The organism is Buttiauxella selenatireducens, from assembly GCF_031432975.1.
In the GTDB taxonomy this organism is placed as follows: domain Bacteria; phylum Pseudomonadota; class Gammaproteobacteria; order Enterobacterales; family Enterobacteriaceae; genus Buttiauxella; species Buttiauxella selenatireducens.
On record NZ_CP133838.1, the window covers coordinates 1,508,104 to 1,532,417 of the forward strand.

The 24,314-nt window shown below is 50.7% G+C and carries 21 protein-coding genes; 20 read left to right on the top strand and 1 reads right to left on the bottom strand.

What is annotated here, in order from left to right; translation table 11 throughout:
* The first annotated feature begins 78 nt into the window (after positions 1-78).
* The 8 genes from sdhC to sucD all read left to right on the top strand — a co-directional run bounded on the left by sdhC (position 79) and on the right by sucD (position 9,805).
* On the top strand, positions 79-483 hold the full coding sequence (gene sdhC / locus RHD99_RS07000; RefSeq protein ID WP_183269992.1) for a succinate dehydrogenase cytochrome b556 subunit: 405 nt from the start codon (positions 79-81) through the stop codon (positions 481-483).
* Positions 477-824: a succinate dehydrogenase membrane anchor subunit gene (gene sdhD, locus RHD99_RS07005; protein WP_183269991.1), complete on the top strand. Its 348-nt coding sequence runs from the start codon at positions 477-479 to the stop codon at positions 822-824. The genes sdhC and sdhD overlap by 7 nt, the downstream gene beginning before the upstream one ends.
* Positions 824-2,590: a succinate dehydrogenase flavoprotein subunit gene (gene sdhA / locus RHD99_RS07010; RefSeq protein ID WP_183269990.1), complete on the top strand. Its 1,767-nt coding sequence runs from the start codon at positions 824-826 to the stop codon at positions 2,588-2,590. Before sdhD ends, sdhA begins: the two co-directional genes overlap by 1 nt.
* 15 nt (positions 2,591-2,605) lie before the next feature.
* A complete protein-coding gene (locus RHD99_RS07015) occupies positions 2,606-3,322 on the top strand; it encodes a succinate dehydrogenase iron-sulfur subunit (RefSeq protein ID WP_034497183.1) in 717 nt (238 codons plus the stop codon).
* A 274-nt stretch (positions 3,323-3,596) separates the two neighbouring features.
* Positions 3,597-6,404: a 2-oxoglutarate dehydrogenase E1 component gene (gene sucA / locus RHD99_RS07020; protein WP_309878118.1), complete on the top strand. Its 2,808-nt coding sequence runs from the start codon at positions 3,597-3,599 to the stop codon at positions 6,402-6,404.
* A 14-nt stretch (positions 6,405-6,418) separates the two neighbouring features.
* The gene (gene odhB / locus RHD99_RS07025) at positions 6,419-7,645 is read left to right on the top strand and encodes a 2-oxoglutarate dehydrogenase complex dihydrolipoyllysine-residue succinyltransferase (protein ID WP_183269988.1); all 1,227 of its coding nucleotides are present in this window, start codon (positions 6,419-6,421) and stop codon (positions 7,643-7,645) included.
* 121 nt (positions 7,646-7,766) lie between these two features.
* A complete protein-coding gene (gene sucC, locus RHD99_RS07030) occupies positions 7,767-8,933 on the top strand; it encodes an ADP-forming succinate--CoA ligase subunit beta (protein ID WP_034458764.1) in 1,167 nt (388 codons plus the stop codon).
* On the top strand, positions 8,933-9,805 hold the full coding sequence (gene sucD / locus RHD99_RS07035; RefSeq protein WP_183269987.1) for a succinate--CoA ligase subunit alpha: 873 nt from the start codon (positions 8,933-8,935) through the stop codon (positions 9,803-9,805). Before sucC ends, sucD begins: the two co-directional genes overlap by 1 nt.
* A gap of 176 nt (positions 9,806-9,981) precedes the next feature.
* On the opposite strand, the gene RHD99_RS07040 is transcribed toward sucD, so the two are convergent.
* A complete protein-coding gene (locus RHD99_RS07040) occupies positions 9,982-10,704 on the bottom strand; it encodes a GntR family transcriptional regulator (RefSeq protein ID WP_309878121.1) in 723 nt (240 codons plus the stop codon).
* A gap of 183 nt (positions 10,705-10,887) precedes the next feature.
* On the opposite strand from RHD99_RS07040, the gene mngA reads away from it, so the two are divergent.
* The 12 genes from mngA (at position 10,888) to pal (ending at position 24,305) form a co-directional block, all read left to right on the top strand.
* A complete protein-coding gene (gene mngA, locus RHD99_RS07045; RefSeq protein WP_309879096.1) occupies positions 10,888-12,807 on the top strand; it encodes a PTS 2-O-a-mannosyl-D-glycerate transporter subunit IIABC in 1,920 nt (639 codons plus the stop codon).
* A gap of 25 nt (positions 12,808-12,832) precedes the next feature.
* A complete protein-coding gene (gene mngB, locus RHD99_RS07050; protein WP_374708461.1) occupies positions 12,833-15,469 on the top strand; it encodes a mannosylglycerate hydrolase in 2,637 nt (878 codons plus the stop codon).
* A 739-nt stretch (positions 15,470-16,208) separates the two neighbouring features.
* Positions 16,209-17,777 (top strand): cytochrome ubiquinol oxidase subunit I, encoded by a 1,569-nt coding sequence (gene cydA / locus RHD99_RS07055; protein ID WP_183269986.1) that lies wholly within the window; start codon positions 16,209-16,211, stop codon positions 17,775-17,777.
* A 15-nt stretch (positions 17,778-17,792) separates the two neighbouring features.
* Entirely contained in the window at positions 17,793-18,932 is a 1,140-nt protein-coding gene (gene cydB, locus RHD99_RS07060) for a cytochrome d ubiquinol oxidase subunit II (protein ID WP_183269985.1), read from the top strand.
* A 14-nt stretch (positions 18,933-18,946) separates the two neighbouring features.
* A complete protein-coding gene (cydX, locus tag RHD99_RS07065; protein WP_064512614.1) occupies positions 18,947-19,060 on the top strand; it encodes a cytochrome bd-I oxidase subunit CydX in 114 nt (37 codons plus the stop codon).
* Positions 19,060-19,353, top strand: coding sequence for a cyd operon protein YbgE (gene ybgE, locus RHD99_RS07070; protein WP_183269984.1), 294 nt, complete (start codon positions 19,060-19,062; stop codon positions 19,351-19,353). The genes cydX and ybgE overlap by 1 nt, the downstream gene beginning before the upstream one ends.
* Before the next feature lie 147 nt (positions 19,354-19,500).
* Positions 19,501-19,905, top strand: a complete 405-nt coding sequence (ybgC, locus tag RHD99_RS07075; protein ID WP_183269983.1) for a tol-pal system-associated acyl-CoA thioesterase — start codon at positions 19,501-19,503, stop codon at positions 19,903-19,905.
* Complete coding sequence (gene tolQ, locus RHD99_RS07080) at positions 19,902-20,588, top strand: Tol-Pal system protein TolQ (RefSeq protein ID WP_072009447.1); 687 nt, start codon at positions 19,902-19,904, stop codon at positions 20,586-20,588. The genes ybgC and tolQ overlap by 4 nt, the downstream gene beginning before the upstream one ends.
* Before the next feature lie 10 nt (positions 20,589-20,598).
* Positions 20,599-21,030 carry a colicin uptake protein TolR gene (gene tolR / locus RHD99_RS07085; protein ID WP_064544880.1) on the top strand — a complete coding sequence of 144 codons (432 nt, stop codon included), beginning with the start codon at positions 20,599-20,601 and terminating at the stop codon, positions 21,028-21,030.
* A 28-nt stretch (positions 21,031-21,058) separates the two neighbouring features.
* A complete protein-coding gene (gene tolA / locus RHD99_RS07090; RefSeq protein WP_309878122.1) occupies positions 21,059-22,336 on the top strand; it encodes a cell envelope integrity protein TolA in 1,278 nt (425 codons plus the stop codon).
* A 128-nt stretch (positions 22,337-22,464) separates the two neighbouring features.
* Positions 22,465-23,757, top strand: a complete 1,293-nt coding sequence (tolB, locus tag RHD99_RS07095) for a Tol-Pal system beta propeller repeat protein TolB (protein ID WP_064544885.1) — start codon at positions 22,465-22,467, stop codon at positions 23,755-23,757.
* Positions 23,758-23,783: 26 nt separating this feature from the next.
* Positions 23,784-24,305, top strand: a complete 522-nt coding sequence (gene pal, locus RHD99_RS07100) for a peptidoglycan-associated lipoprotein Pal (RefSeq protein ID WP_064544887.1) — start codon at positions 23,784-23,786, stop codon at positions 24,303-24,305.
* Positions 24,306-24,314 lie beyond the last annotated feature (9 nt).

A 24,314-nucleotide genomic window follows, 5' to 3' on the forward strand; every position in this document is an offset into this window, starting at 1 on the left:
GCATGACGCACAGTTATAGAAAGTTCACGCTGTCTGACCCCGCCTACAGATCCGGAGGAAGGAAACTATAAGAACAGCATGTGGGCGCTATTCATGATAAAAAATGCGAAAAAACAAAGACCTGTAAACCTCGATCTCACAACGATGAGGTTCCCCGTCACTGCAATCGCTTCCATCCTCCATCGTGTATCCGGCGTGATCACCTTTGTGGCTGTCGGCATCCTACTTTGGTTATTGGGTCAGTCACTCTCATCCCCAGAAGGCTTCCTTGTTGCATCAGCAATAATGGGCAGCTTCTTTGTTAAATTCATTATGTGGGGCATCCTCACCGCGCTGGCTTATCACGTTGTTGTGGGTATTCGCCACATCATGATGGACACCGGTTTGTTGGAAGAAACCCTAATAGCGGGCAAACGATCCGCGATGATCTCTTTTGTTATCACTGTCGTGCTTTCACTTCTCGCAGGAGTCCTCGTATGGTAAGCAATGCCTCCGCATTAGGTCGCAATGGTGTGCATGACTATATTTTAGTCCGTGCCTCCGCCATCGTAATCACCCTGTACATCATCTATATGATCGGGTTCTTCGCTGTTACAGGCGATTTAACCTACGAGGTCTGGAGTGGGTTCTTTGCCTCCGCCTTCACCAAAGTGTTCACCCTGCTGACATTGTTCTCAATTTTGATCCATGCCTGGATTGGCATGTGGCAGGTGTTGACCGACTACGTTAAACCAGTGGCGATTCGTCTTGGTCTGCAACTCGTGATTGTTGTTGCCCTGCTGGTTTACGTCATTTATGGATTCGTTGTGGTGTGGGGTGTGTAATGAGCTTACCAGTCAGAGAGTTTGATGCAGTCGTCATCGGTGCGGGGGGTGCAGGTATGCGCGCCGCGCTTCAGATTTCCCAGTCAGGCCAGACTTGTGCCTTGCTGTCTAAAGTTTTCCCAACCCGTTCCCACACCGTGTCTGCGCAGGGGGGGATTACCGTTGCGCTGGGTAACACCCACGAAGACAACTGGGAATGGCATATGTATGACACGGTAAAAGGTTCCGACTATATCGGTGACCAGGACGCCATTGAATATATGTGTAAAACCGGCCCGGAAGCGATTCTGGAACTGGAACACATGGGTCTGCCGTTCTCCCGTCTTGAAGACGGTTCCATTTATCAACGTCCGTTTGGCGGCCAGTCGAAGAACTTTGGCGGCGAACAAGCGGCACGTACTGCGGCTGCGGCCGACCGTACGGGTCACGCATTGCTGCACACCCTTTATCAGCAAAACCTGAAAAACAAAACCACCATTTTCTCTGAATGGTACGCGCTGGATCTGGTGAAAAACGCTGATGGCGCAGTGGTCGGTACGACCGCGCTGTGTATCGAAACCGGTGAAGTGGTGTACTTCAAAGCGAAAGCGACTGTACTGGCAACGGGCGGCGCGGGTCGTATTTATCAATCCACGACCAATGCGCACATCAATACCGGCGACGGTGTTGGCATGGCGTTGCGTGCCGGTGTTCCGGTTCAAGATATGGAAATGTGGCAGTTCCACCCAACGGGTATCGCGGGTGCGGGTGTACTCGTCACCGAAGGCTGCCGTGGTGAAGGTGGTTATCTGCTGAACAAACACGGCGAGCGCTTCATGGAGCGTTACGCTCCAAACGCCAAAGACCTGGCAGGTCGTGACGTTGTGGCTCGTTCCATCATGATCGAAATCCGCGAAGGTCGCGGCTGCGATGGTCCATGGGGCCCACATGCGAAGCTGAAACTTGACCATTTAGGCAAAGACGTTCTGGAATCCCGCCTGCCGGGCATTCTCGAGCTGTCTCGCACATTTGCGCACGTTGACCCGGTTAAAGAGCCCATTCCAGTTATCCCAACTTGCCACTACATGATGGGCGGCATTCCGACCAAAGTGACCGGTCAGGCTTTAACGGTGAATGAGCAGGGTGAAGATGTTCTGATTCCAGGTCTGTTTGCGGTAGGCGAAATCGCCTGTGTATCGGTTCACGGTGCTAACCGTCTGGGTGGTAACTCACTGCTTGACCTGGTGGTCTTTGGCCGCGCTGCGGGTCTGCATCTGCTGGAATCAATCGCTGAGCAAGGCGAACTGCGCGATGCAACTGAAGATGAAATCAATGCCGCACTTGAGCGTTTGAATCGCTGGAATGGTAACCGTAATGGTGAAGATCCAGTACAAATCCGCAAAGCCCTTCAGGAATGTATGCAGCATAACTTCTCGGTCTTCCGTGAAGGTGACGCCATGGCGAAAGGCCTTGAGCAGCTGAAACAAATCCGTGAGCGCCTGAAAAATGCCCGTCTGGATGACACTTCAAGCGAATTCAACACCCAGCGCGTTGAGTGCCTGGAGCTGGATAACCTGATGGAAACCGCCTACGCGACCGCGGTATCCGCTAACTTCCGCACCGAAAGCCGTGGCGCGCATAGCCGCTTCGACTATCCGGAACGTGACGATGCAAACTGGCTGTGTCACAGCCTGTATTTGCCTGAGTCGGAAAGCATGACTCGCCGTGAGGTGAACATGCAGCCGAAACTGCGTCCGGCATTCCCGCCGAAAGTGCGTACTTATTAATAGCGGAGCAAAGTGATGAAACTCGAATTCTCTATTTATCGCTACAACCCGGATGTTGACGATGCTCCGCGTATGCAGGAGTACACCCTGGAAGGGGAAGAAGGGCGCGACATGATGTTGCTTGACGCGCTAATGCAACTGAAAGAAAAAGATCCGACGCTGTCGTTTCGTCGTTCGTGCCGTGAAGGGGTTTGTGGCTCCGATGGCGTGAACATGAACGGTAAAAATGGTCTGGCTTGCATCACGCCAATCTCTGCGTTGGGCAATGGAAAACAGAAGATTGTGATCCGTCCCCTACCTGGATTACCGGTTGTGCGGGATCTGGTGGTAGACATGGGGCAATTCTATGCTCAATATGAGAAGATTAAGCCTTACCTGTTGAATAATGGACAGAATCCGCCAGCTCGTGAGCATTTACAGTCACCTGAGCAGCGTGAAAAACTGGATGGCCTGTATGAGTGTATTCTTTGCGCTTGCTGCTCGACATCGTGTCCATCCTTCTGGTGGAACCCAGATAAGTTCATCGGGCCTGCGGGGTTACTGGCTGCGTACCGTTTCTTAATCGACAGCCGCGATACTGAAACGGCCAGTCGTCTTGACGGTATCAGTGATGCTTTCAGTGTATTCCGCTGCCATGGCATCATGAATTGCGTCAGTGTTTGTCCTAAGGGGCTAAACCCGACGAAAGCCATCGGTCATATTAAGTCGATGTTGCTGCAAAAGAGTGCCTAGTTTTTTGTCCCCTTCTCCCTCAGGGAGAAGGCTGGGATGAGGGTTGTTTATCTAACGCCCTCACCCTAACCCTCTCCCCCAGGAGAGGGGGTTTTACAGCAGGAAATCTTTAAAAACTGCCCTACGTAATTTGATACAGCGACAGTTTTTAAAGGTTCCTTCGCGGGCCACCTGAAAAGGTACCCGTAGTTGTGAACCCCGGTAATGCGTACCAGACGTGTACGCAATAGTTATTCACGGCGAATATAGGCATAAGATTGCCTAAGGGATCACGATGCAGAACGGCGAAATGAAAGCCTGGCTGGATTCCTCTTACCTGGCAGGTGCAAACCAGTCCTGGATAGAGCAGCTCTATGAAGACTTCTTAACCGATCCTGACTCTGTTGATGCGCACTGGCGCTCAATGTTCCAGCAATTACCTGGAACCGGGGCCAAACCGGATCAATTCCATTCCAAAACACGTGATTATTTCCGTCGTCTGGCGAAGGATGCCTCACGTTATTCCACCGCAATTACCGACCCTGACACTGACGTTAAGCAAGTCAAAGTCCTGCAGCTGATCAACGCCTGGCGTTTCCGTGGTCATCAAGCTGCAAATCTTGACCCGCTTGGCCTGTGGAAACAGGACGCGGTTCCCGATCTGGACCCTGCTTTCCACAATCTGACTGATGCCGATCTTCAGGAAACTTTCAACGTGGGTTCGTTTGCCAGCGGCAAAGAAACCATGAAGCTTGCTGACCTGATTGAAGCGCTCAAACAGACTTACGGCGGCTCGATTGGTGCGGAATATATGCACATCACCAGCACCGAAGAAAAACGCTGGATTCAGCAGCGCATTGAATCGGTGGTGGGTCACTCAACATTTACGGTTGAAGAGAAAAAACGCTTCCTGAGCGAACTGACCGCAGCTGAAGGGCTTGAGCGTTATCTGGGGGCAAAATTCCCGGGCGCTAAACGCTTCTCGCTGGAAGGCGGTGACGCACTGGTGCCAATGCTCAAAGAGATGATTCGCCATGCGGGCAAGAGCGGCACACGTGAAGTGGTTCTGGGCATGGCACACCGTGGCCGCCTGAACGTACTGATCAACGTACTGGGTAAAAAACCGCAGGAATTGTTCGACGAATTTGCCGGTAAGCATAAAGAGCACCTCGGCACGGGTGATGTGAAGTACCACATGGGCTTCTCATCTGACGTTGAAACTGAAGGCGGCCTGGTACACCTGGCGCTGGCGTTTAACCCGTCGCACCTCGAAATCGTAAGCCCAGTGGTTATCGGTTCTGTGCGTGCTCGTTTAGACCGTCTGGATAAACCAGGCAGTAATCAAGTTCTGCCAATTACCATTCACGGTGACGCAGCGGTTGCTGGTCAGGGTGTGGTTCAGGAAACCCTGAACATGTCCAAAGCACGTGGCTACGAAGTGGGCGGTACCGTTCGCATCGTTATCAACAACCAGATTGGTTTCACCACTTCTAACCCGCTGGATGCGCGTTCTACACCGTACTGTACCGATATCGGTAAGATGGTGATGGCACCGATTTTCCACGTTAATGCGGATGACCCGGAAGCGGTGGCGTTTGTGACTCGCCTGGCGCTGGACTTCCGTAACACCTTTAAGCGTGACGTGTTTATCGACCTGGTTTGCTACCGTCGCCATGGTCATAACGAAGCTGATGAGCCAAGTGCAACTCAGCCAGTGATGTACCAGAAAATTAAGAAACACCCGACGCCGCGTAAGATCTATGCCGACCGTCTGGAGCAGCAAAAGCTGGCCACGCTAGAAGATGCCACTGAAATGGTAAACCTCTACCGTGATGCGCTGGATGCTGGTGAATGCGTGGTGAAAGAATACCGCCCAATGAACATGCATTCCTTTACCTGGTCGCCGTACCTCAACCACGAGTGGGATGAGAGTTACCCGAACAAGGTAGAAATGAAGCGTTTGCAGGAACTGGCTAAACGCATCAGCAGCGCACCTGAAACCGTTGAAATGCAGTCACGCGTAGCAAAAATCTACAGCGACCGCATGGAAATGGCGAACGGCGCGAAGAAATTCGACTGGGGCGCGGCAGAAAACCTGGCGTATGCAACCCTGGTTGATGAAGGTGTTTCTGTGCGTCTGTCTGGTGAAGACGTGGGCCGTGGTACGTTCTTCCACCGTCACGCTGTGATTCACAACCAAACCAACGGTTCCACTTACACCCCGCTGCAACACGTTCATAACAGTCAGGGCGAGTTCAAAGTTTGGGACTCCGTACTGTCTGAAGAAGCGGTTCTGGCGTTTGAATACGGTTATGCCACTGCGGAACCTCGTACGCTGACTATCTGGGAAGCTCAGTTCGGCGACTTCGCCAACGGTGCTCAGGTTGTTATCGACCAGTTCATCAGCTCCGGCGAGCAGAAATGGGGCCGTATGTGTGGCCTGGTGATGTTGCTGCCGCACGGCTACGAAGGCCAGGGCCCAGAGCACTCATCCGCACGTCTGGAACGTTATCTTCAACTGTGTGCTGAGCAGAACATGCAGGTTTGCGTACCTTCTACTCCAGCGCAGGTTTACCACATGCTGCGTCGTCAGGCGCTGCGCGGTATGCGTCGCCCACTGGTCGTCATGTCACCGAAATCCCTGCTGCGTCATCCGCTGGCGGTTTCTTCACTTGATGAACTGGCTAACGGCAGCTTCCTGCCAGCGATTGGCGAAGTTGATGAGCTAGATCCGGCAGGCGTGAAACGCGTGGTAATGTGTTCTGGTAAGGTTTATTACGATTTGCTGGAACAGCGTCGTAAGAACGATCAAAAAGATGTGGCGATTGTGCGCATCGAACAGTTGTATCCATTCCCGCACCAGGCGGTGCAGGAAGCATTGAAACCATTTGCCCACGTACACGATTTTGTGTGGTGTCAGGAAGAGCCGCTTAACCAGGGCGCCTGGTACTGCAGCCAGCACCACTTCCGTGAAGTGGTTCCATTTGGATCTGGCCTGAGTTATGCAGGTCGTCCAGCCTCCGCATCACCTGCGGTAGGGTACTTGTCCGTTCACCAGAAACAGCAGCAAGATCTGGTTAATGACGCGCTGAACGTCGATTAATTAAAGGATAAAAAATGAGTAGCGTAGATATTCTAGTTCCTGACCTGCCTGAGTCCGTTGCCGATGCGACAGTTGCTACCTGGCATAAAAAACCGGGTGATACCGTAACCCGTGACGAAGTGCTGGTGGAAATCGAAACTGACAAAGTGGTACTGGAAGTACCGGCGTCTGCAGATGGTGTTCTGGATGCTGTACTGGAAGATGAAGGTACAACGGTGACATCTCGCCAAATCCTCGGCCGCCTGCGTGAAGGCAATAGCTCTGGCAAAGAGACTTCTGCGAAAGCAGAAAGCAAAGAGTCTACTCCGGCACAGCGCCAGCAGGCTTCTTTGGAAGAGCAGAGCAATGATGCACTCAGCCCGGCGATCCGCCGCCTGATTGCCGAACATTCTTTGGACGCTAATGCCATTAAAGGCAGCGGTGTGGGTGGTCGTATCACCCGTGAAGATGTTGATAAACATCTGACTCAGGCGAAAGCGGCTCAGCCTGCGACAGCGAAAGCTGCGGCAGAGACTAAAGCACCGGTTGCTCCACTGGCTGGTCGCAGTGAAAAACGCGTTCCGATGACACGTCTGCGTAAGCGTGTTGCCGAGCGTCTGCTGGAAGCGAAAAACTCCACCGCCATGCTCACCACGTTTAACGAAGTGAACATGAAGCCGATTATGGAACTGCGTAAGCAGTACGGTGAATCCTTCGAGAAACGTCACGGTGTGCGTCTGGGCTTCATGTCCTTCTACATCAAAGCGGTTGTTGAAGCGCTGAAACGCTATCCAGAAGTGAACGCTTCTATCGATGGCGAAGATGTGGTTTATCACAACTACTTCGACGTTAGCATCGCGGTTTCTACTCCGCGTGGTCTGGTAACGCCAGTACTGCGTGATGTTGATACCCTCGGTATGGCTGACATCGAAAAACGTATTAAAGAACTGGCTGTGAAAGGCCGTGACGGCAAGCTGACCGTGGAAGACTTGACCGGCGGTAACTTCACCATCACCAACGGTGGTGTGTTTGGTTCACTGATGTCTACGCCGATCATTAACCCGCCGCAGAGCGCGATCCTCGGTATGCACGCTATTAAAGACCGACCAATGGCGGTCGACGGTAAAGTTGAGATCTTGCCAATGATGTATCTGGCGCTGTCTTACGATCACCGTCTGATCGATGGCCGCGAGTCTGTGGGCTACCTGGTAGCAATTAAAGAGCTGCTGGAAGACCCAACTCGTCTGCTGCTGGACGTGTAGTACCCTACGCCCGGTGGCTAACGCTATCGGGCCTACAATTATCACCTGCCTTGTAGGTTGGCTTTGCGGCGACAGTTGCGACAACTGACCTACATGTTTTTATGAAGGATGGATAGAACTCATGAACTTACACGAGTATCAGGCGAAACAGTTGTTTGCTCGATATGGCCTGCCGGCTCCCGTCGGTTATGCCTGTAACACGCCGCGTGAAGCGGAAGAAGCCGCGTCCAAAATTGGCGCAGGTCCGTGGGTGGTAAAATGTCAGGTTCATGCTGGTGGCCGCGGTAAAGCGGGCGGCGTGAAAGTGGTAAACAGCAAAGAAGACATCCGTGCTTTTGCTGAACACTGGCTGGGTAAACGCCTGGTGACCTACCAAACTGACGCCAATGGCCAGCCGGTTCACCAGATTCTGGTTGAAGCTGCGACTGACATTGATAAAGAACTGTATCTTGGCGCGGTGGTTGATCGTAGTTCCCGTCGCGTTGTGTTCATGGCGTCCACCGAAGGTGGCGTAGAGATTGAAAAAGTAGCGGAAGAAACCCCGCACCTGATCCACAAAGTTGCACTGGATCCGCTGGCAGGCCCAATGCCTTACCAGGGTCGTGAACTGGCGTTCAAACTGGGTCTGGAAGGTAAACAAGTTCAGCAGTTCACTAAGATCTTTATGGGTCTGGCGAACATCTTCCTTGAGCGTGACCTTGCTCTTATCGAAATCAACCCGCTGGTCATCACTAAGCAGGGTGATCTGGTGTGCCTTGATGGCAAACTGGGTGCTGATGGCAACGCACTGTTCCGCCAGCCAGAGCTGCGCGAAATGCGTGACCCAAGCCAGGAAGATGCGCGTGAATCTCAGGCTGCACAATGGGAACTGAACTACGTTGCACTTGATGGCAACATCGGTTGCATGGTTAACGGTGCGGGCCTGGCAATGGGCACCATGGACATCGTTAAACTGCACGGCGGCGAACCTGCTAACTTCCTCGATGTGGGCGGTGGCGCAACCAAAGAACGCGTAACCGAAGCCTTCAAAATCATTCTGTCTGACGACAAAGTGAAAGCCGTTCTGGTTAACATCTTCGGTGGTATCGTGCGCTGCGACCTGATTGCAGACGGTATTATCGGCGCAGTGGCAGAAGTGGGTGTTAACGTTCCAGTGGTTGTCCGTCTGGAAGGTAACAACGCGGAACTGGGTGCGAAGAAACTGGCAGATAGTGGCCTGAATATTATTGCAGCGAAAAGTCTGACGGATGCAGCACAGCAGGTTGTTGCTGCCGTGGAGGGGAAATAATGTCCATTTTGATCGATAAAAACACCAAGGTGATTTGCCAGGGTTTCACCGGCAGCCAGGGGACTTTCCACTCCGAGCAGGCGATTGCATACGGTACGCAAATGGTTGGCGGTGTTACGCCAGGCAAAGGCGGCACCGAACATTTGGGTCTGCCAGTGTTCAATACCGTGCGTGAAGCTGTAGAAGCAACGGGCGCAACAGCGACTGTTATCTACGTTCCAGCACCGTTCTGCAAAGACTCCATTCTGGAAGCTATTGATGCAGGCATTAAGCTGATTATCACTATTACCGAAGGCATCCCGACGCTGGATATGCTGACAGTGAAAGTGAAACTGGACGAAGCTGGCGTGCGCATGATTGGGCCAAACTGCCCAGGAGTTATCACCCCAGGCGAGTGCAAAATCGGCATCATGCCAGGTCATATTCACCTGCCAGGTAAAGTGGGTATCGTTTCCCGCTCTGGTACGCTGACGTATGAAGCGGTTAAACAGACTACCGATATCGGTCTGGGCCAGTCCACCTGTGTGGGCATCGGTGGTGATCCGATCCCTGGCTCTAACTTCATCGACATTCTGAAGATGTTCCAGGAAGATCCGAAAACTGAAGCTATCGTGATGATCGGTGAGATCGGCGGCAGCGCAGAAGAAGAAGCCGCAGCCTACATCAAAGAGCATGTGACCAAGCCAGTTGTGGGTTACATCGCAGGTGTGACTGCGCCGAAAGGCAAACGTATGGGTCACGCGGGCGCAATCATTGCAGGTGGTAAAGGTACAGCGGATGAGAAATTCGCAGCACTGGAAGCCGCTGGTGTGAAAACCGTTCGCAGCCTGGCTGATATCGGTGAAGCACTGAAAGCGATTTTGCCTCAATAAATACACCCGTCGTCTTTCAAGCTGCATCTTTGTTGGCTTCCTCGCTCACCCCAGTCACTTACTTGTGTAAGTTTCTGGGGATTCACTGCGTCGCCGCCGCAATGCAACTCGAAATCCATTGGGTATAGAACTAATAATATTGTTCGACATGGTTGGCCGCTCTTGAGCGGCCTTTTTTATGGCTGATGTTTACGCCGTGCCACCAGGGTAAATTTGTAATCGTCACTTCTGAAGATATTGCGGCTGAATTCGAATACGCGTCCGTCCTTCAAATAGCCACACGAGACTTTTTCCAGAATAGGTTTGCTGGCATCAACTCCCAACGCTTTGACCACTTCTTCTGACGGCATCACCGGAATAATCTCTTGCTCGCTGCGGTCGATAACCATTTTCTTCACATTCTCGATGAAGTGATATTTCGAGTTTTCCATCACTTCCCAGGTGAGGTCCGGGAACAGCGTGAGTGGCATCCAGGTATCTTCCAGCGTGACGGGCTTTTGCTTGATAAAACGTACGCGCTTCACATGCCATACCTTGTCACCTACCGCGAGTTGAAGGCGAGCAGCGAGCAGTTCATCCGCTTTCGTGACCTCAAAAATTTGCACTTCGCTATGTGTTTCGACATTACGGTCTGTCAGTTTTTCATACAAGCTGGTCAGCTGATAGATATCGTAATTCACCTTTTCTTCTTTGACGTACGAACCGCTGCCCTGAATGCTTTCAATAATTTGCTGGTCGGTGAGCTGCTTGAGCGCCTGACGAACAGTCACTCGACTCACGGCAAATTGTGCCTGGAGTGCAGATTCTGTAGGCAGTGCATCACCCGGTTTTAGCTCCCCGTCTTCAATCTGCTGGCGGATAGCATCGGCAATTTGACGGTACATCGGTTTCTTAGCCACTGCGTAGTCCCCTGAGAACGTTAGAAATCTCCGGGGATAATAGCGCCATTTAGCATGGCTGTTAATAGACAGGTATTAATACAAATACAATACAAATAATGAATAAAGTTAAATTGATCACATAAAGGTATTATTTTGTTGTGTAAACTTCCCGCAACTGGAACCGACTCCTGGGAGGGAATGATGAACCTGACTGCGCTAACTCACCCCGATCTGATAACACTCCAAACGACGTTTACCTGTCGTGATGACGCAATAAACATGATGGCGCAGCAACTGGATGCGCATGGCAAGCTACATAACAGGGAACAATTCCTCTTAGAGGTATTTGCTCGTGAAGCTCAGGGGCCAACTGCTCTGGGAGAAGGGCTGGCAGTCCCTCACGGTAAAACCAACGCGGTAAAAAAGGCGGCATTTGCTGCGGCGACGCTTAAAACACCTATCGACTGGGAAGGGATCGACGGACCGGAATCCGTGGAGATGATCTTCTTGCTGGCGATCCCGGAAGGGGAGGCGGGTTCCACACATATGCAACTGCTGACGGCGCTGACTTCTGCGCTCGTGGATGACGACGTGCGTAAAAAAGTCATGCTTGCCAAAAGCGTTGATGGATTTATGTCACTGTTAAATCGCGAGCCAGAAAGTGTGGTGGTGCGGGAAGATGAATCGCGGCCCACGATTGTTTGTGTGACGGCCTGCCCGGCAGGTATTGCGCATACCTATATGGCGGCTGAGTATCTGGAAAAAGCGGGCCGCAAACTTGGTATCAATGTTTATGTCGAAAAGCAGGGAGCAAATGGCGTCGAAGGGCGATTAACCGCGCATCAGATTAATCAGGCACAAGCGTGTGTTTTCGCCACCGAAGTGGCAATAAAAGAAGCTGAGCGTTTCAAAGGCATTCCATCCATTACCACTCCGGTCGCTGAACCTATCAGGCACGCTGAACGTCTATTACAGCAGGCGCTGGAATTGAAGCCTGTTGCGGATGAACGTGAACAGCAACAGGATAAAGTGCAATCTAAACCTGGGTTTAAAACGGAACTAAAACAGGCACTGCTCAGCGGGATTTCTTTTGCCGTTCCGCTGATTGTGGCAGGTGGCACAGTGCTGGCCGTAGCGGTGCTGCTGGCGCAGATCTTCGGGTTGCAGCATTTGTTCGAACTCGAAAACTCATGGTTGTGGATGTACCGCAAACTCGGTGGTGGGATGCTGGGAACGCTGATGGTGCCTGTTTTGGCAGCTTACACCGCCTACTCATTGGCCGATAAACCTGCACTCGGCCCCGGTTTTGCGGCAGGACTTGCGGCAAACATGATTGGCTCTGGTTTCCTCGGTGGCGTCGTTGGCGGTTTGATTGCCGGTTACCTGATGCGTTGGGTGAAAAAGCACATCCGTCTGAGCCCAAACTTTAATGGTTTTCTCACCTTCTACCTTTATCCAGTGATTGGCACGCTAGTCGCGGGCAGTCTGATGCTATTTGTTATTGGCGAACCGGTGGCATTGATCAATTCCTCGTTAACTCATTGGCTCAATGGATTATCCGGCAGCAACGCACTCTTGCTGGGCGCTATCGTGGGCTTTATGTGTTCGTTCGACCTCGGTGGACCAGTGAACAAAGCCTCCTATGCATTTTGCCTTGGGGCGATGGCGAACGGTGTGTATGGGCCTTACGCCATTTTTGCCTCCGTCAAAATGGTTTCTGCTTTTACGGTTACGGCATCGACGCTAATCGCCCCAAAACTATTCAAAGATTTTGAAATTGAAACCGGAAAATCGACCTGGCTATTAGGGCTTGCCGGGATCACTGAAGGGGCTATCCCGATGGCGATTGAAGATCCGATCCGCGTGATTGGCTCATTCCTGGTGGGATCGGTTGTCACAGGGGCCATGGTTGGGGCGATGAACATTGGGCTATCGACGCCGGGCGCGGGCATTTTCTCGTTGTTCCTGCTTAACCCAGGTGACCATAGCGGTATGGTCGCGGCAGCGAGCTGGCTTGGCGCGGCTTTAGTCGGCACAGCTATTTCAACATTGGTACTGATTTTGTGGCGTAAACAAGCCGTTAAACAAGGCAAATACTCCACCGAAAGCGTTTTATCGTAATCACTCAGAAGTAAGGCATATAAGAATGAAAGCTGTATCTCGTGTTCATATTACTCCCCATATGCATTGGGATCGTGAATGGTATTTCACAACCGAAGAATCACGCATTCTATTGATTAATAACATGGAAGAGATTCTGGAACGCCTTGAGTGTGACCCTGAATATAAGTATTACGTGCTTGATGGGCAGACGGCGGTACTGGAGGATTATTTTGCTATCAAACCGGAAAATAAGCCGCGTGTAAAAGCGCTGGTGGAAGCGGGGAAATTGATTATTGGCCCGTGGTATACGCAGACGGATACCACCGTTGTTTCTGGCGAATCCATTGTGCGCAACTTGATGTATGGCATGCGCGATTGCCTGGCCTTTGGCGAGCCGATGAAAATTGGCTATTTGCCTGATTCATTTGGGATGTCAGCGCAACTGCCGCATATTTTTAACGGTTTTGGAATCAAACGCGCAATGTTCTGGCGTGGGTGCTCTGAACGCCACGGCACTGACAGAACGGAATTCCTCTGGCAGAGCAACGACGGTAGCGAAGTCGTCGCCCAGGTGCTGCCTCTGGGTTATGCGATTGGTAAATATTTACCGGAAGATGAAGCCGGGTTACGCAAACGTCTTGATAGCTATTTTGACGTGTTGGAAGGCGTGTCGGCGACACAAGAAATTTTGCTGCCAAACGGCCATGACCAGATGCCATTGCAACAGAATATCTTCGAGGTTATCGATAAACTGCGCGAAATTTATCCTCAGCGCGAATTTGTCATGAGTCGCTATGAGGATGTATTCGAAAAAATTGAAGCATTACGCGAGAAGCTTGCCACGCTCAAAGGTGAATTTATCGACGGCAAATACATGCGTGTGCATCGCACGATAAGTTCGACTCGCATGGACATCAAAATTGCCCACGCGCAGATAGAGAACAAAATCGTTAATCTCCTTGAGCCGTTGGCCTCTATCGCGTGGTCGCTTGGTTTTGAATATCACCATGGCTTGCTCGAGAAAATGTGGAAAGAGATCCTGAAAAACCATGCGCATGACAGCATCGGCTGTTGTTGCAGCGATAAAGTCCATCAGGAAATCATGACTCGTTTTGTGCTGGCAGACGATATGGCCGAAAACCTGATTCGCTTTTATATGCGCAAAATTGTCGACAATATGCCCGCCACAAAAGCGGATAAACTGACATTTTTCAATATGATGCCTTACCCACGTGAAGAGGTGATTAACACCACTATTCGCCTTCGCGCGAGTCAGTTTTCCCTCAAAGATGAACAGGGTAATGACGTGGAATATTTCATCCGCGAAGCGCGTGAAATTGACCCCGGTCTGGTTGACCGCCAGATCGTACATTACGGCAATTACGAACCGTTTATGGAATACGATATCCAGCTCATCCAGGTGTTACCCGCGATGGGCTATTGCACCCTGTATGTAGAGGGACAGAAGCCCGGTCTGCAACGCGATGTGCCGGAAATCAGCGAATCTGTTTTGGAAAATACCTTCTATCGTATTGATATTAATCACAACGGTACGCTGCATATTACCGATAAACAAAGCGGTCTTAGCTATGACCAGGTTCTGCAACTCGAAGAGGGATCGGATGATGGAGACGAATACGATTACTCACCGGCTAAAGCTGAATGGCTGATTTACTCCACCGCCAGCGCGCATCTTTGCGAGGTGAAGCATGAGGCCTGGCAAAGCACAGCAACGTTGAAACTACGTATGGATCTGCCCGAAAACCTGCAACAACGTGCGCAACGCAAGTTGAGTGGCTATCTGGATGTCGAATGCCGCATCAAACTGGCACATCACAGCCGTCGTATCGATATCGAAATGGATCTCAATAATCAGGCTGACGATCATCGTGTGCGCGTGTTAATACCCACGCCTTTTGCCTCAAAAACTGTACTGGCAGATAACCAATTTGGCACCATTACGCGTCCTGTAGAGGATGCAGCGATGGAAAACTGGCAAGAAGAAGGCTGGAAAGAAGCGCCGATCCCGGTATGGAATCTGCTGAATTATGCCGCCTTGCACGATGGTAAAAACGGAATGGCGTTGTTTACCGACGGGCTGCGTGAATTTGAAATCGTGGGTGAGAAAAAAGACACGTTTGCGCTGACACTCTTCCGTTCGATAGGCGTTTTGGGCAAAGAGGAGTTGATTTTGCGTCCAGGGCGACCTTCAGGTATCAAATTGCCGACTCCAGATTCACAGCTGCGTGGAAAACTGTGCTGCCGCTTTAGCCTGATGGCATTTAGTGGTTCACCAACCACTGCAGGGATTGCACAACACGCCCGTGCCTGGCTGACGCCGGTCCAGTGTTACAACAAAATTCCGTATGACGCGATGAAACTCAACCGGGAGAAATTTGAAACACCGGGGACATTTAGCCTGCTTATGATGCCTTCAGTGGGATGTATGCTTAGCGCGCTTAAAAAGGCAGAAGATCACGATGAGTTGATCATCCGCATTTATAACCCAGATGAGCAACAGAACGGTGAAGGGATGGTGGCTTGCACCTTGCCTGTTGTGAGCTGGTGGGAAACAGGAATGGATGAAAATCCTTTGCAACAACAAACGGAAAGGGCAGGGGAGTTCGTCCGGGTTCGTCCTTGCCAGTCGCGAACGTTCAGTCTGGCTATCGAACGTTAGAGCTTGTTTTCAGGAATAAGTTAAAGGTTACACTCTCTTTATAAGGCCACGTTTTTACGTGGCCTTTTTGTTTTTAACCTCAGGGCTCGTCGCGACTAACCTTATCAAAAATAATGATTTGTTAAATATACCGACGTTAAAAGTAAATTATTTGTTAATTATGACAAAGGAAAGAAACAGACCGAAGAAAATACCGTGAGGTGATTAACACAACGCATCGCAACGGCGTGAAAATTTAATTTCCAAATGCCGCTTCAAATAAATAACTTTTCTTTATAGATATCATCCTCTCATTAACGATGATGTGTTTTGTAAAACATATCATTAACAACGAATTTACCATTCATCTCAATGAGAAACTAAATTAACATTGTGAGAATAAATTGCGCTAGATCAATATCTAAAACTAGCAAATGGTATGCGAAACCGCGTAAATTGTTGCAGATCAAGATGGCGGTATAGCGACATTTTCGCTATAAATTGATCACTGTCGAGAAACGTAAATAACTCTAAGCAATTACCTGTTTATTGTAGGGAAATTGCAGGGTAATATATTTGCGGATTATTTTTTGTTTTTATTAACGTGTTTGTAACCTTTCATCTTTCTTTGTTACATGTAAATAAAGTAAACGAAGGGATGAAGTCTGGAAGCTAATGTTTTTGTATTAGGGCATGCGTTGTGGCGCACCCTCCGGGTGAGCCACGGTCGAAGTCTTCATGCGAAGAGCAAGGAGTCAAGATGTTGGATATTGTCGAACTGTCGCGCTTACAGTTTGCCTTGACCGCGATGTACCACTTCCTGTTTGTGCCACTAACGCTCGGTATGGCGTTCTTGCTGGCCATTATGGAAACGGTTTACGTCTTATCAGGTAAACAAATTTATAAAGATATGACCAAGTTCTGGGGCAAGTTGTTTGGTATCAACTTTGCTCTGGGTGTGGCCACTGGTTTAACCATGGAGTTCCAGTTTGGTACAAACTGGTCTTATTATTCACACTACGTGGGTGACATTTTTGGTGCCCCTCTGGCCATCGAAGGCCTGATGGCGTTCTTCCTTGAATCCACTTTTGTTGGTTTATTCTTCTTTGGTTGGGATCGCCTCGGTAAAGTTCAACACATGGCGGTGACCTGGCTGGTAGCGCTTGGCTCCAACCTCTCTGCTCTGTGGATTCTGGTCGCGAACGGTTGGATGCAAAACCCAATTGCTTCTGACTTCAACTTCGAAACCATGCGTATGGAGATGGTGAGCTTCTCCGAACTGGTATTGAACCCGGTTGCTCAGGTTAAATTCGTTCACACCGTGGCTTCTGGCTATGTGTGCGGTGCGATGTTCATCCTTGGCGTCAGCTCCTACTACTTGCTTAAAGGCCGCGACGTTGCATTCGCTAAGCGTTCTTTCGCAATCGCTGCAAGCTTCGGTATGGCGGCAATCCTGTCTGTGATCGTGCTGGGTGATGAATCCGGTTACGAGATGGGTGACGTACAGAAAACCAAGCTGGCCGCAATTGAAGCCGAGTGGGAAACTCAACCCGCTCCGGCAGCCTTTACGCTGTTTGGTATTCCTGACCAGGACAAGCAAGAAAACCACTTCGCAATTCAAATTCCTTACGCGTTGGGCATCATTGCCACCCGTTCAGTGGATACGCCAGTTATCGGTCTGAAAGACCTGATGGTGCAACACGAAGAACGTATTCGTAACGGGATGAAGGCTTATAGCCTGCTGGAACAGTTACGCGCAGGTTCTAATGACCAGGCAGTTCGCGATGACTTTAATGCCATCAAGAAAGACCTGGGTTACGGTCTGCTGCTGAAACGCTATACCCCGAACGTCTCCGACGCGACGGAAGAGCAGATTCAGAAAGCAACGAAAGACTCTATCCCTCGCGTTGCTCCTCTGTACTTTGCATTCCGTATCATGGTGGGTTGTGGCTTCCTGATGTTGTTCATCATTGCGGCCTCGTTCTGGACTGTGACTCGTAACGCTATCGGTACGAAAACATGGCTGCTGCGTGCGGCGCTCTATGGCATCCCGTTGCCGTGGATTGCGATTGAATCCGGCTGGTTTGTTGCCGAATACGGTCGTCAACCATGGGCAGTTGGTGAGGTATTGCCGACTGCGGTTGCTAACTCCTCTCTGACCGTGGGCGATCTGATCTTCTCCATGGTATTGATTTGCGGCCTTTACACGCTGTTTATGGTGGCGGAACTGTTCCTGATGTTCAAATTTGCTCGCCTCGGGCCGAGCAGTCTGAAAACAGGTCGCTATCACTTTGAGCAGTCTAATGTGGCTTCTCAGCCGGCACGCTAAGACAGGAGTCGTCAAATGATCGATTATGAAGTATTACGTTTTATATGGTGGCTGCTGATTGGCGTTCTGCTGATTGGTTTTGCAGTCACTGATGGCTTTGATATGGGCGTAGGTATGCTGTCCCGTATCATTGGCCGTACAGACGTTGAACGCCGCATTATGGTTAACTCCATCGCCCCTCACTGGGATGGTAACCAGGTCTGGCTTATCACTGCAGGTGGCGCATTATTCGCCGCCTGGCCGATGGTTTACGCGGCTGCGTTCTCCGGCTTCTATGTGGCGATGATTCTGGTACTGGCTTCATTGTTCTTCCGTCCGGTAGGTTTTGACTACCGTTCGAAGATTGAAGACATGCGCTGGCGTAACATGTGGGACTGGGGCATTTTCATCGGTAGCTTCGTTCCACCGTTAGTCATTGGTGTTGCTTTCGGTAACCTGTTGCAGGGTGTCCCGTTCAACGTTGATGAATATCTGCGTCTGTACTACACCGGTAACTTCTTCCAGTTGCTGAATCCGTTTGGCCTGTTGGCAGGTATCGTGAGTGTCTCGATGATCCTGGCTCAGGGGGCGACTTACCTGCAAATGCGTACTGTGGGTGAATTGCACCTGCGCGCCAAAGCTGCGACACAAATATCAGCGCTGGTAATGATGGTGTGCTTCGCACTAGCCGGTGTTTGGGTGATGTACGGCATTGATGGTTACGTTGTGACTTCAGAGTTGAACCACCACGCTGCATCGAATCCGCTGACTAAAGAAGTTGCACGTCAGGCGGGTGCCTGGATGGTGAACTTCAACAATATGCCGATTCTGTGGCTCATCCCGGCTCTGGGTGTGGTTCTGCCACTGTTGACTGTGCTGATGTCCCGCATGGAAAAAGGTGCGATGGCATTTGTGTTCTCTTCACTGACTCTGGCGTGTGTCATCCTGACTGCTGGTGTGGCGATGTTCCCGTTCGTGATGCCTTCAAGCACCATGTTGAACGCTAGCCTGACAATGTGGGATGCGACATCCAGTCAGCTGACGCTGAACGTGATGACCTTTGTTGCTGCGGTCTTTGTGCCGATCGTTCTTGCTTACACCATCTGGTGTTACTGGAAAATGTTCGGTCGAATCACCAAAGAACATATCGAAAGCAACACCCACTCTCTGTACTAAGTAAGGAGCTGATTATGTGGTACTTTGCATGGATTCTGGGGACGCTTCTTGCCTGTGCTTTCGGCATCATCACCGCCCTGGCACTTGAGCACGTAGAAGCTGCTAAAGCCGGTAAAGAAGAAATTTGATGGAAGGAATTATCGCAAAGCTGTATGCGGTAATGGATAAGAGCCCTTTAAGGGCTCTTTCCTTGATCATGGCATTAATTCTGGCCGGGTGTATGTTTTGGGACCCGTCCCGCTTTGCGGCGAAAACCAGTGACCTGGCAATCTGGCACGGTTTTTTGCTGATGTGGGCGGTGTGCGCCGGTGTGATACATGGGGTGGGTTTCCGCCCTCGTAAGGTGCTGTGGCAGGGCGTTTTTAGTCCGTTGCCCGCGCAATTAGTCCTCTTAGCTGGACTGGCAATTTTTTTCTTCTGATGATTCTTTAACCTCAAAGTTTTTACACATATTTTATGGGCTTTAACAAGCCCATAAAATATTTACCTAACGTTTAGTGCTACCCATTCCCAACCCCCATCCTCTTGCGTATAGTAGCAACGTTTAATTGCATTACCGGGATGTAAAGTGAGTACAACGCTGTTTCGATGGCCGGTTCGTGTCTACTACGAAGATACTGACGCCGGTGGTGTGGTTTACCACGCCAGTTATGTTGCTTTTTATGAAAGAGCACGCACTGAGATGCTGCGCCATCACAACTTTAATCAACAAGATTTGTTGGCGGATCGCGTCGCTTTTGTCGTTCGCAGGATGACAGTCGACTACCTTGCGCCTGCCCGACTTGACGATTTACTCGAAATCCAAAGTGAAATTACATCGATGCGTGGTACCTCTATGGTATTTACACAGCGAATCGTCAATGCCGATAATCAGGCACTCAACGAAGCTGAGGTTCTGATCGTCTGTGTTGATCCACATCTAATGAAGCCTCGTGCGCTTCCCAAGTCTATTGTCGCGGAGTTCAAGCAGTGACTGACATGAATATCCTTGATTTGTTCCTGAAGGCTAGCCTTCTGGTCAAATTTATCATGTTGATTTTGATTGGTTTTTCCATTGCATCATGGGCAATCATTATTCAGCGAACGCGAATCCTCAATGCTGCTACTCGTGAAGCAGAAGCGTTTGAAGATAAGTTCTGGTCGGGCATTGAATTGTCCCGTCTCTATCAAGAAAGCCAGGGCCGCCGTGACAATCTTGCTGGCTCTGAACAAATCTTCTATTCAGGCTTTAAAGAGTTTGCCCGACTGCACCGTGCTAATACACATGCACCTGAAGCAGTCGTTGAAGGGGCATCTCGTGCCATGCGTATTTCCATGAGCCGTGAGCTGGAAACGCTGGAAACACATATTCCATTCCTCGGAACGGTCGGTTCCATCAGCCCGTATATCGGTCTGTTTGGTACGGTTTGGGGGATCATGCATGCCTTTATCGCACTGGGTGCGGTAAAACAAGCAACCCTACAGATGGTTGCGCCAGGTATCGCAGAAGCACTGATTGCAACCGCAATTGGTTTGTTCGCTGCAATCCCTGCGGTTATGGCGTATAACCGCCTGAACCAACGTGTGAACAAACTGGAATTGAATTACGACAACTTCATGGAAGAGTTCACGGCTATCCTGCACCGTCAGGCTTTTACCAGCAGCGATAAGCAGTAAGGGGTAATTCATGGCCAGACGTGGACGTGGGCGTGGTCGTCGGGAATTAAAGTCCGAAATTAACATCGTTCCTCTGCTAGACGTACTGTTGGTGCTGTTGCTAATTTTCATGGCAACGGCTCCTATTATTACGCAAAGCGTTGAGGTTGATTTACCGGATGCGACAGATTCGCAAACGGTGAGCAGTAACGATGAACCGCCGGTCATTATTGAAGTGTCCGGGGTAGGGCAGTACAGCGTGGTGGTTGAGAAAGACCGTATGGACCAGTTGCCGTCTGAGCAGGTTGTTGCGGAAGCACAGCGTCGTTTGCAGGCAAATCCAAAAACGGTCTTTTTGATCGGTGGTGCTAAAGATGTTCCTTATGAGGAAATTATTAAGGCACTTAACCTACTGCATAGTGCAGGGGTGAAATCCGTCGGTCTGATGACGCAGCCAATCTGATCCATCTCGCTATATTTGGGAACCGATAGTGTCAAAGGCAACCATAGAAAACGATAAGCTCAAGCGCGCGATAATCGTCTCAGTGATCCTGCATATCCTCTTGATTGCAGTCCTGATTTGGAGTTCGTTTGACGAGCACATCGACGCCAGTGCTGGCGGCGGTGGAGGTTCGGCTATTGACGCGGTCATGGTCGACCCAGGTGCTGTTGTTCAGCAGTACAATCGCGAGCAACAACAGCAGGCGAGTAGCAAACGTGCGGCAGAGCAGCGCGAGAAACAAGCGCAACAACAGGCTGAAGAGCTTCAGGAAAAACAGGCTGCTGAACAACAGCGTCTGAAGCAGCTGGAGAAAGAACGCCTCGAAGCGCAGGAACAAGCGAAGCAACAAGCGGAGCAGCAGAAACAAGCGCAAGAAGCAGCTAAAGAAGCGCAAGAGCAACAGAAACAAGCAGAAGCCGCAGCGGCGAAAGCCAAAGCAGACGCAAAAGCTCAAGCTGATGCCCAGGCGAAGGCTGCGGAGGAAGCCGCGAAGAAAGCTGCTGCGGATGCGCAGAAGAAAGCAACTGAAGAGGCGGCTAAACAGGCCGCTGATGCAGAGAAGAAAGCCGCAGCCGTCGCTCTTGCTGCGGCTAAAAAAGCGCAGCAAGAAGCTGAGAAGAAAGCTGCGGAAGAAGCCGCTAAGAAAGCTCAGCAAGATGCTGAGAAGAAGGCGGCTGCTGACGCTGCTAAAAAAGCAGCTGCCGCAGAAAAGGCTGCTGCTGCGAAAGAGGCTGCGGCAGAAAAAGCAGCTTCTGATAAAGCCGCAGCTGATAAGGCTGCCGCTGCAAAAGCTGCCGCTGATAAAAAAGCGGCTGCAGATGCTAAGAAAAAAGCTGCTGCTGATAAAGCCGCGGCCGATAAGGCAGCAGCTGCAGGTGTTGACGATCTATTCGGCGATTTAAGCTCAGGTAAGAATGCGCCGAAATCTGGGGCAGGGGCGAAAGGTAATAGCGCAGCTGCCGCAGGGAAAGGGAATAATAAAAATAGTGGCGCTTCTGGTGCTGAAATCAATGGTTACGCAGGGCAGATAAAAGCCGCAATTGAGAGCAAGTTTTACCAGGACCCTGCCTTTAGCGGCAAGACCTGCTCATTGCGCATAAAACTGGCTCCTGATGGCCTGTTACTTGATATCAAATCAGAAGGCGGCGACCCGGCTCTTTGTCAGGCTGCCATCGCGGCAGCGCGTCTGGCGAAGATTCCGAAGCCGCCTAGCCAGGACGTTTATGAAGTTTTCAAAAACGCACCTATCGACTTTAAGCCACAGTAAAATTTTCCTCGCGAAAGTGAGGAAAACTAACCAGGCTGTGTCACAGGGTTTTGGTAGTTTTGTGTATTTGAGTTTGTTAACATTCTGCTAAATTATCGTGGGCTTTGGGTCCAGATAAGGGAGATATGATGAAGCAGGCATTTCGAGTAGCTTTAAGTTTCTTAATGCTGTGGGCAGCAGTACTGCACGCAGAAGTTCGTATTGAAATCACCCAAGGGGTGGATTCAGCACGTCCAATTGGTGTGGCGCCATTCAAATGGGCAGGCCCAGGTGCAGCACCAGAAGATATCGGCGGCATCGTTGCTGCTGACTTACGTAATAGTGGCAAATTCAATCCATTGGATCGTTCACGTTTACCGCAGCAACCTGGCTCCGCTCAGGAAGTGCAACCGGCCGCGTGGACAGCTCTGGGTATTGATGCCGTTGTCGTCGGTCAGGTCACACCAAACGGTGATGGCAGCTATACCGTTGCGTACCAGTTGGTTGATACCTCTGGAGCGCCAGGTACTGTACTGGCACAGAACTCCTACAAAGTGAACAAACAATGGCTTCGTTATGCCGGTCATACCGCAAGCGATGAAGTGTTTGAGAAGCTGTCTGGTATCAAAGGTGCATTCCGTACGCGTATTGCTTACGTAGTGCAGACTAACGGCGGCCAGTTCCCATATGAACTGCGTGTTTCTGATTACGATGGCTACAACCAGTTTGTTGTTCATCGTTCTCCACAGCCGTTGATGTCTCCAGCCTGGTCTCCAGATGGTAGCAAACTGGCTTACGTCACGTTTGAAAGTGGTCGCTCAGCGCTGGTTATCCAGACTCTGGCGAATGGCGCAGTGCGTCAGGTAGCTTCTTTCCCACGTCATAACGGTGCGCCAGCCTTCTCTCCAGACGGCAGCAAACTGGCGTTCGCATTGTCGAAAACCGGCAGTTTGAACCTGTATGTAATGGATATTGGTTCAGGCCAAATTCGTCAGGTGACTGATGGACGTAGCAATAACACCGAACCAACCTGGTTCCCGGATAGCCAGAACCTGGCTTACACCTCCGATCAGGCTGGTCGTCCACAGATTTATAAAGTGAATGTTAATGGCGGTGCTCCACAACGTATTTCCTGGGAAGGTTCTCAGAACCAGGATTCCGATGTGAGTTCCGACGGCAAGTTTATGGTGATGGTGAGCTCCAATGGAGGGCAACAACATATCGCCAAACAGGATCTGGTAGCGGGTGGCGTACAAACATTGTCGTCAACGTTCCTGGATGAAACGCCAAGTCTGGCACCTAACGGCACGATGGTAATCTACAGCTCTTCTCAGGGGATGGGATCTGTGCTGAATCTGGTCTCAACAGATGGGCGTTTCAAAGCGCGTCTTCCGGCAACCGATGGTCAGGTCAAATTCCCTGCCTGGTCGCCGTATCTGTGATAATAAAATATTAAAGGATCAAAGAAATGCAACTGAACAAAGTGCTGAAAGGGCTGATGCTGGCACTGCCTGTAATGGCAATCGCTGCGTGTAGTTCTAACAAGAGCGCCAACAACGAGAGCGGCGAAGGTATGCTGGGCGCCGGCACTGGTATGGACGCTAACGGTAGCAATGGCAACATGTCATCTGAAGAACAGGCTCGCCTGCAGATGCAACAACTGCAACAGAACAACATCGTATACTTCGGTCTGGACAAATATGATGTGAGCTCTGAATTTGCTGCAATGCTGGATGCACACGCAAACTTCCTGCGTAGCAACCCATCTTACAAAGTGACCGTAGAAGGTCATGCGGACGAACGTGGTACCCCGGAATACAACATCTCCCTGGGTGAGCGTCGTGCTAGCGCTGTTAAGATGTACCTGCAAGGTAAAGGCGTTTCTGCAGACCAGATCTCCATCGTTTCTTACGGTAAAGAAAAACCAGCAGTTCTGGGTCATGACGAAGCGGCTTACGCTAAAAACCGTCGTGCCGTACTGGTTTACTAAGAGAACAGC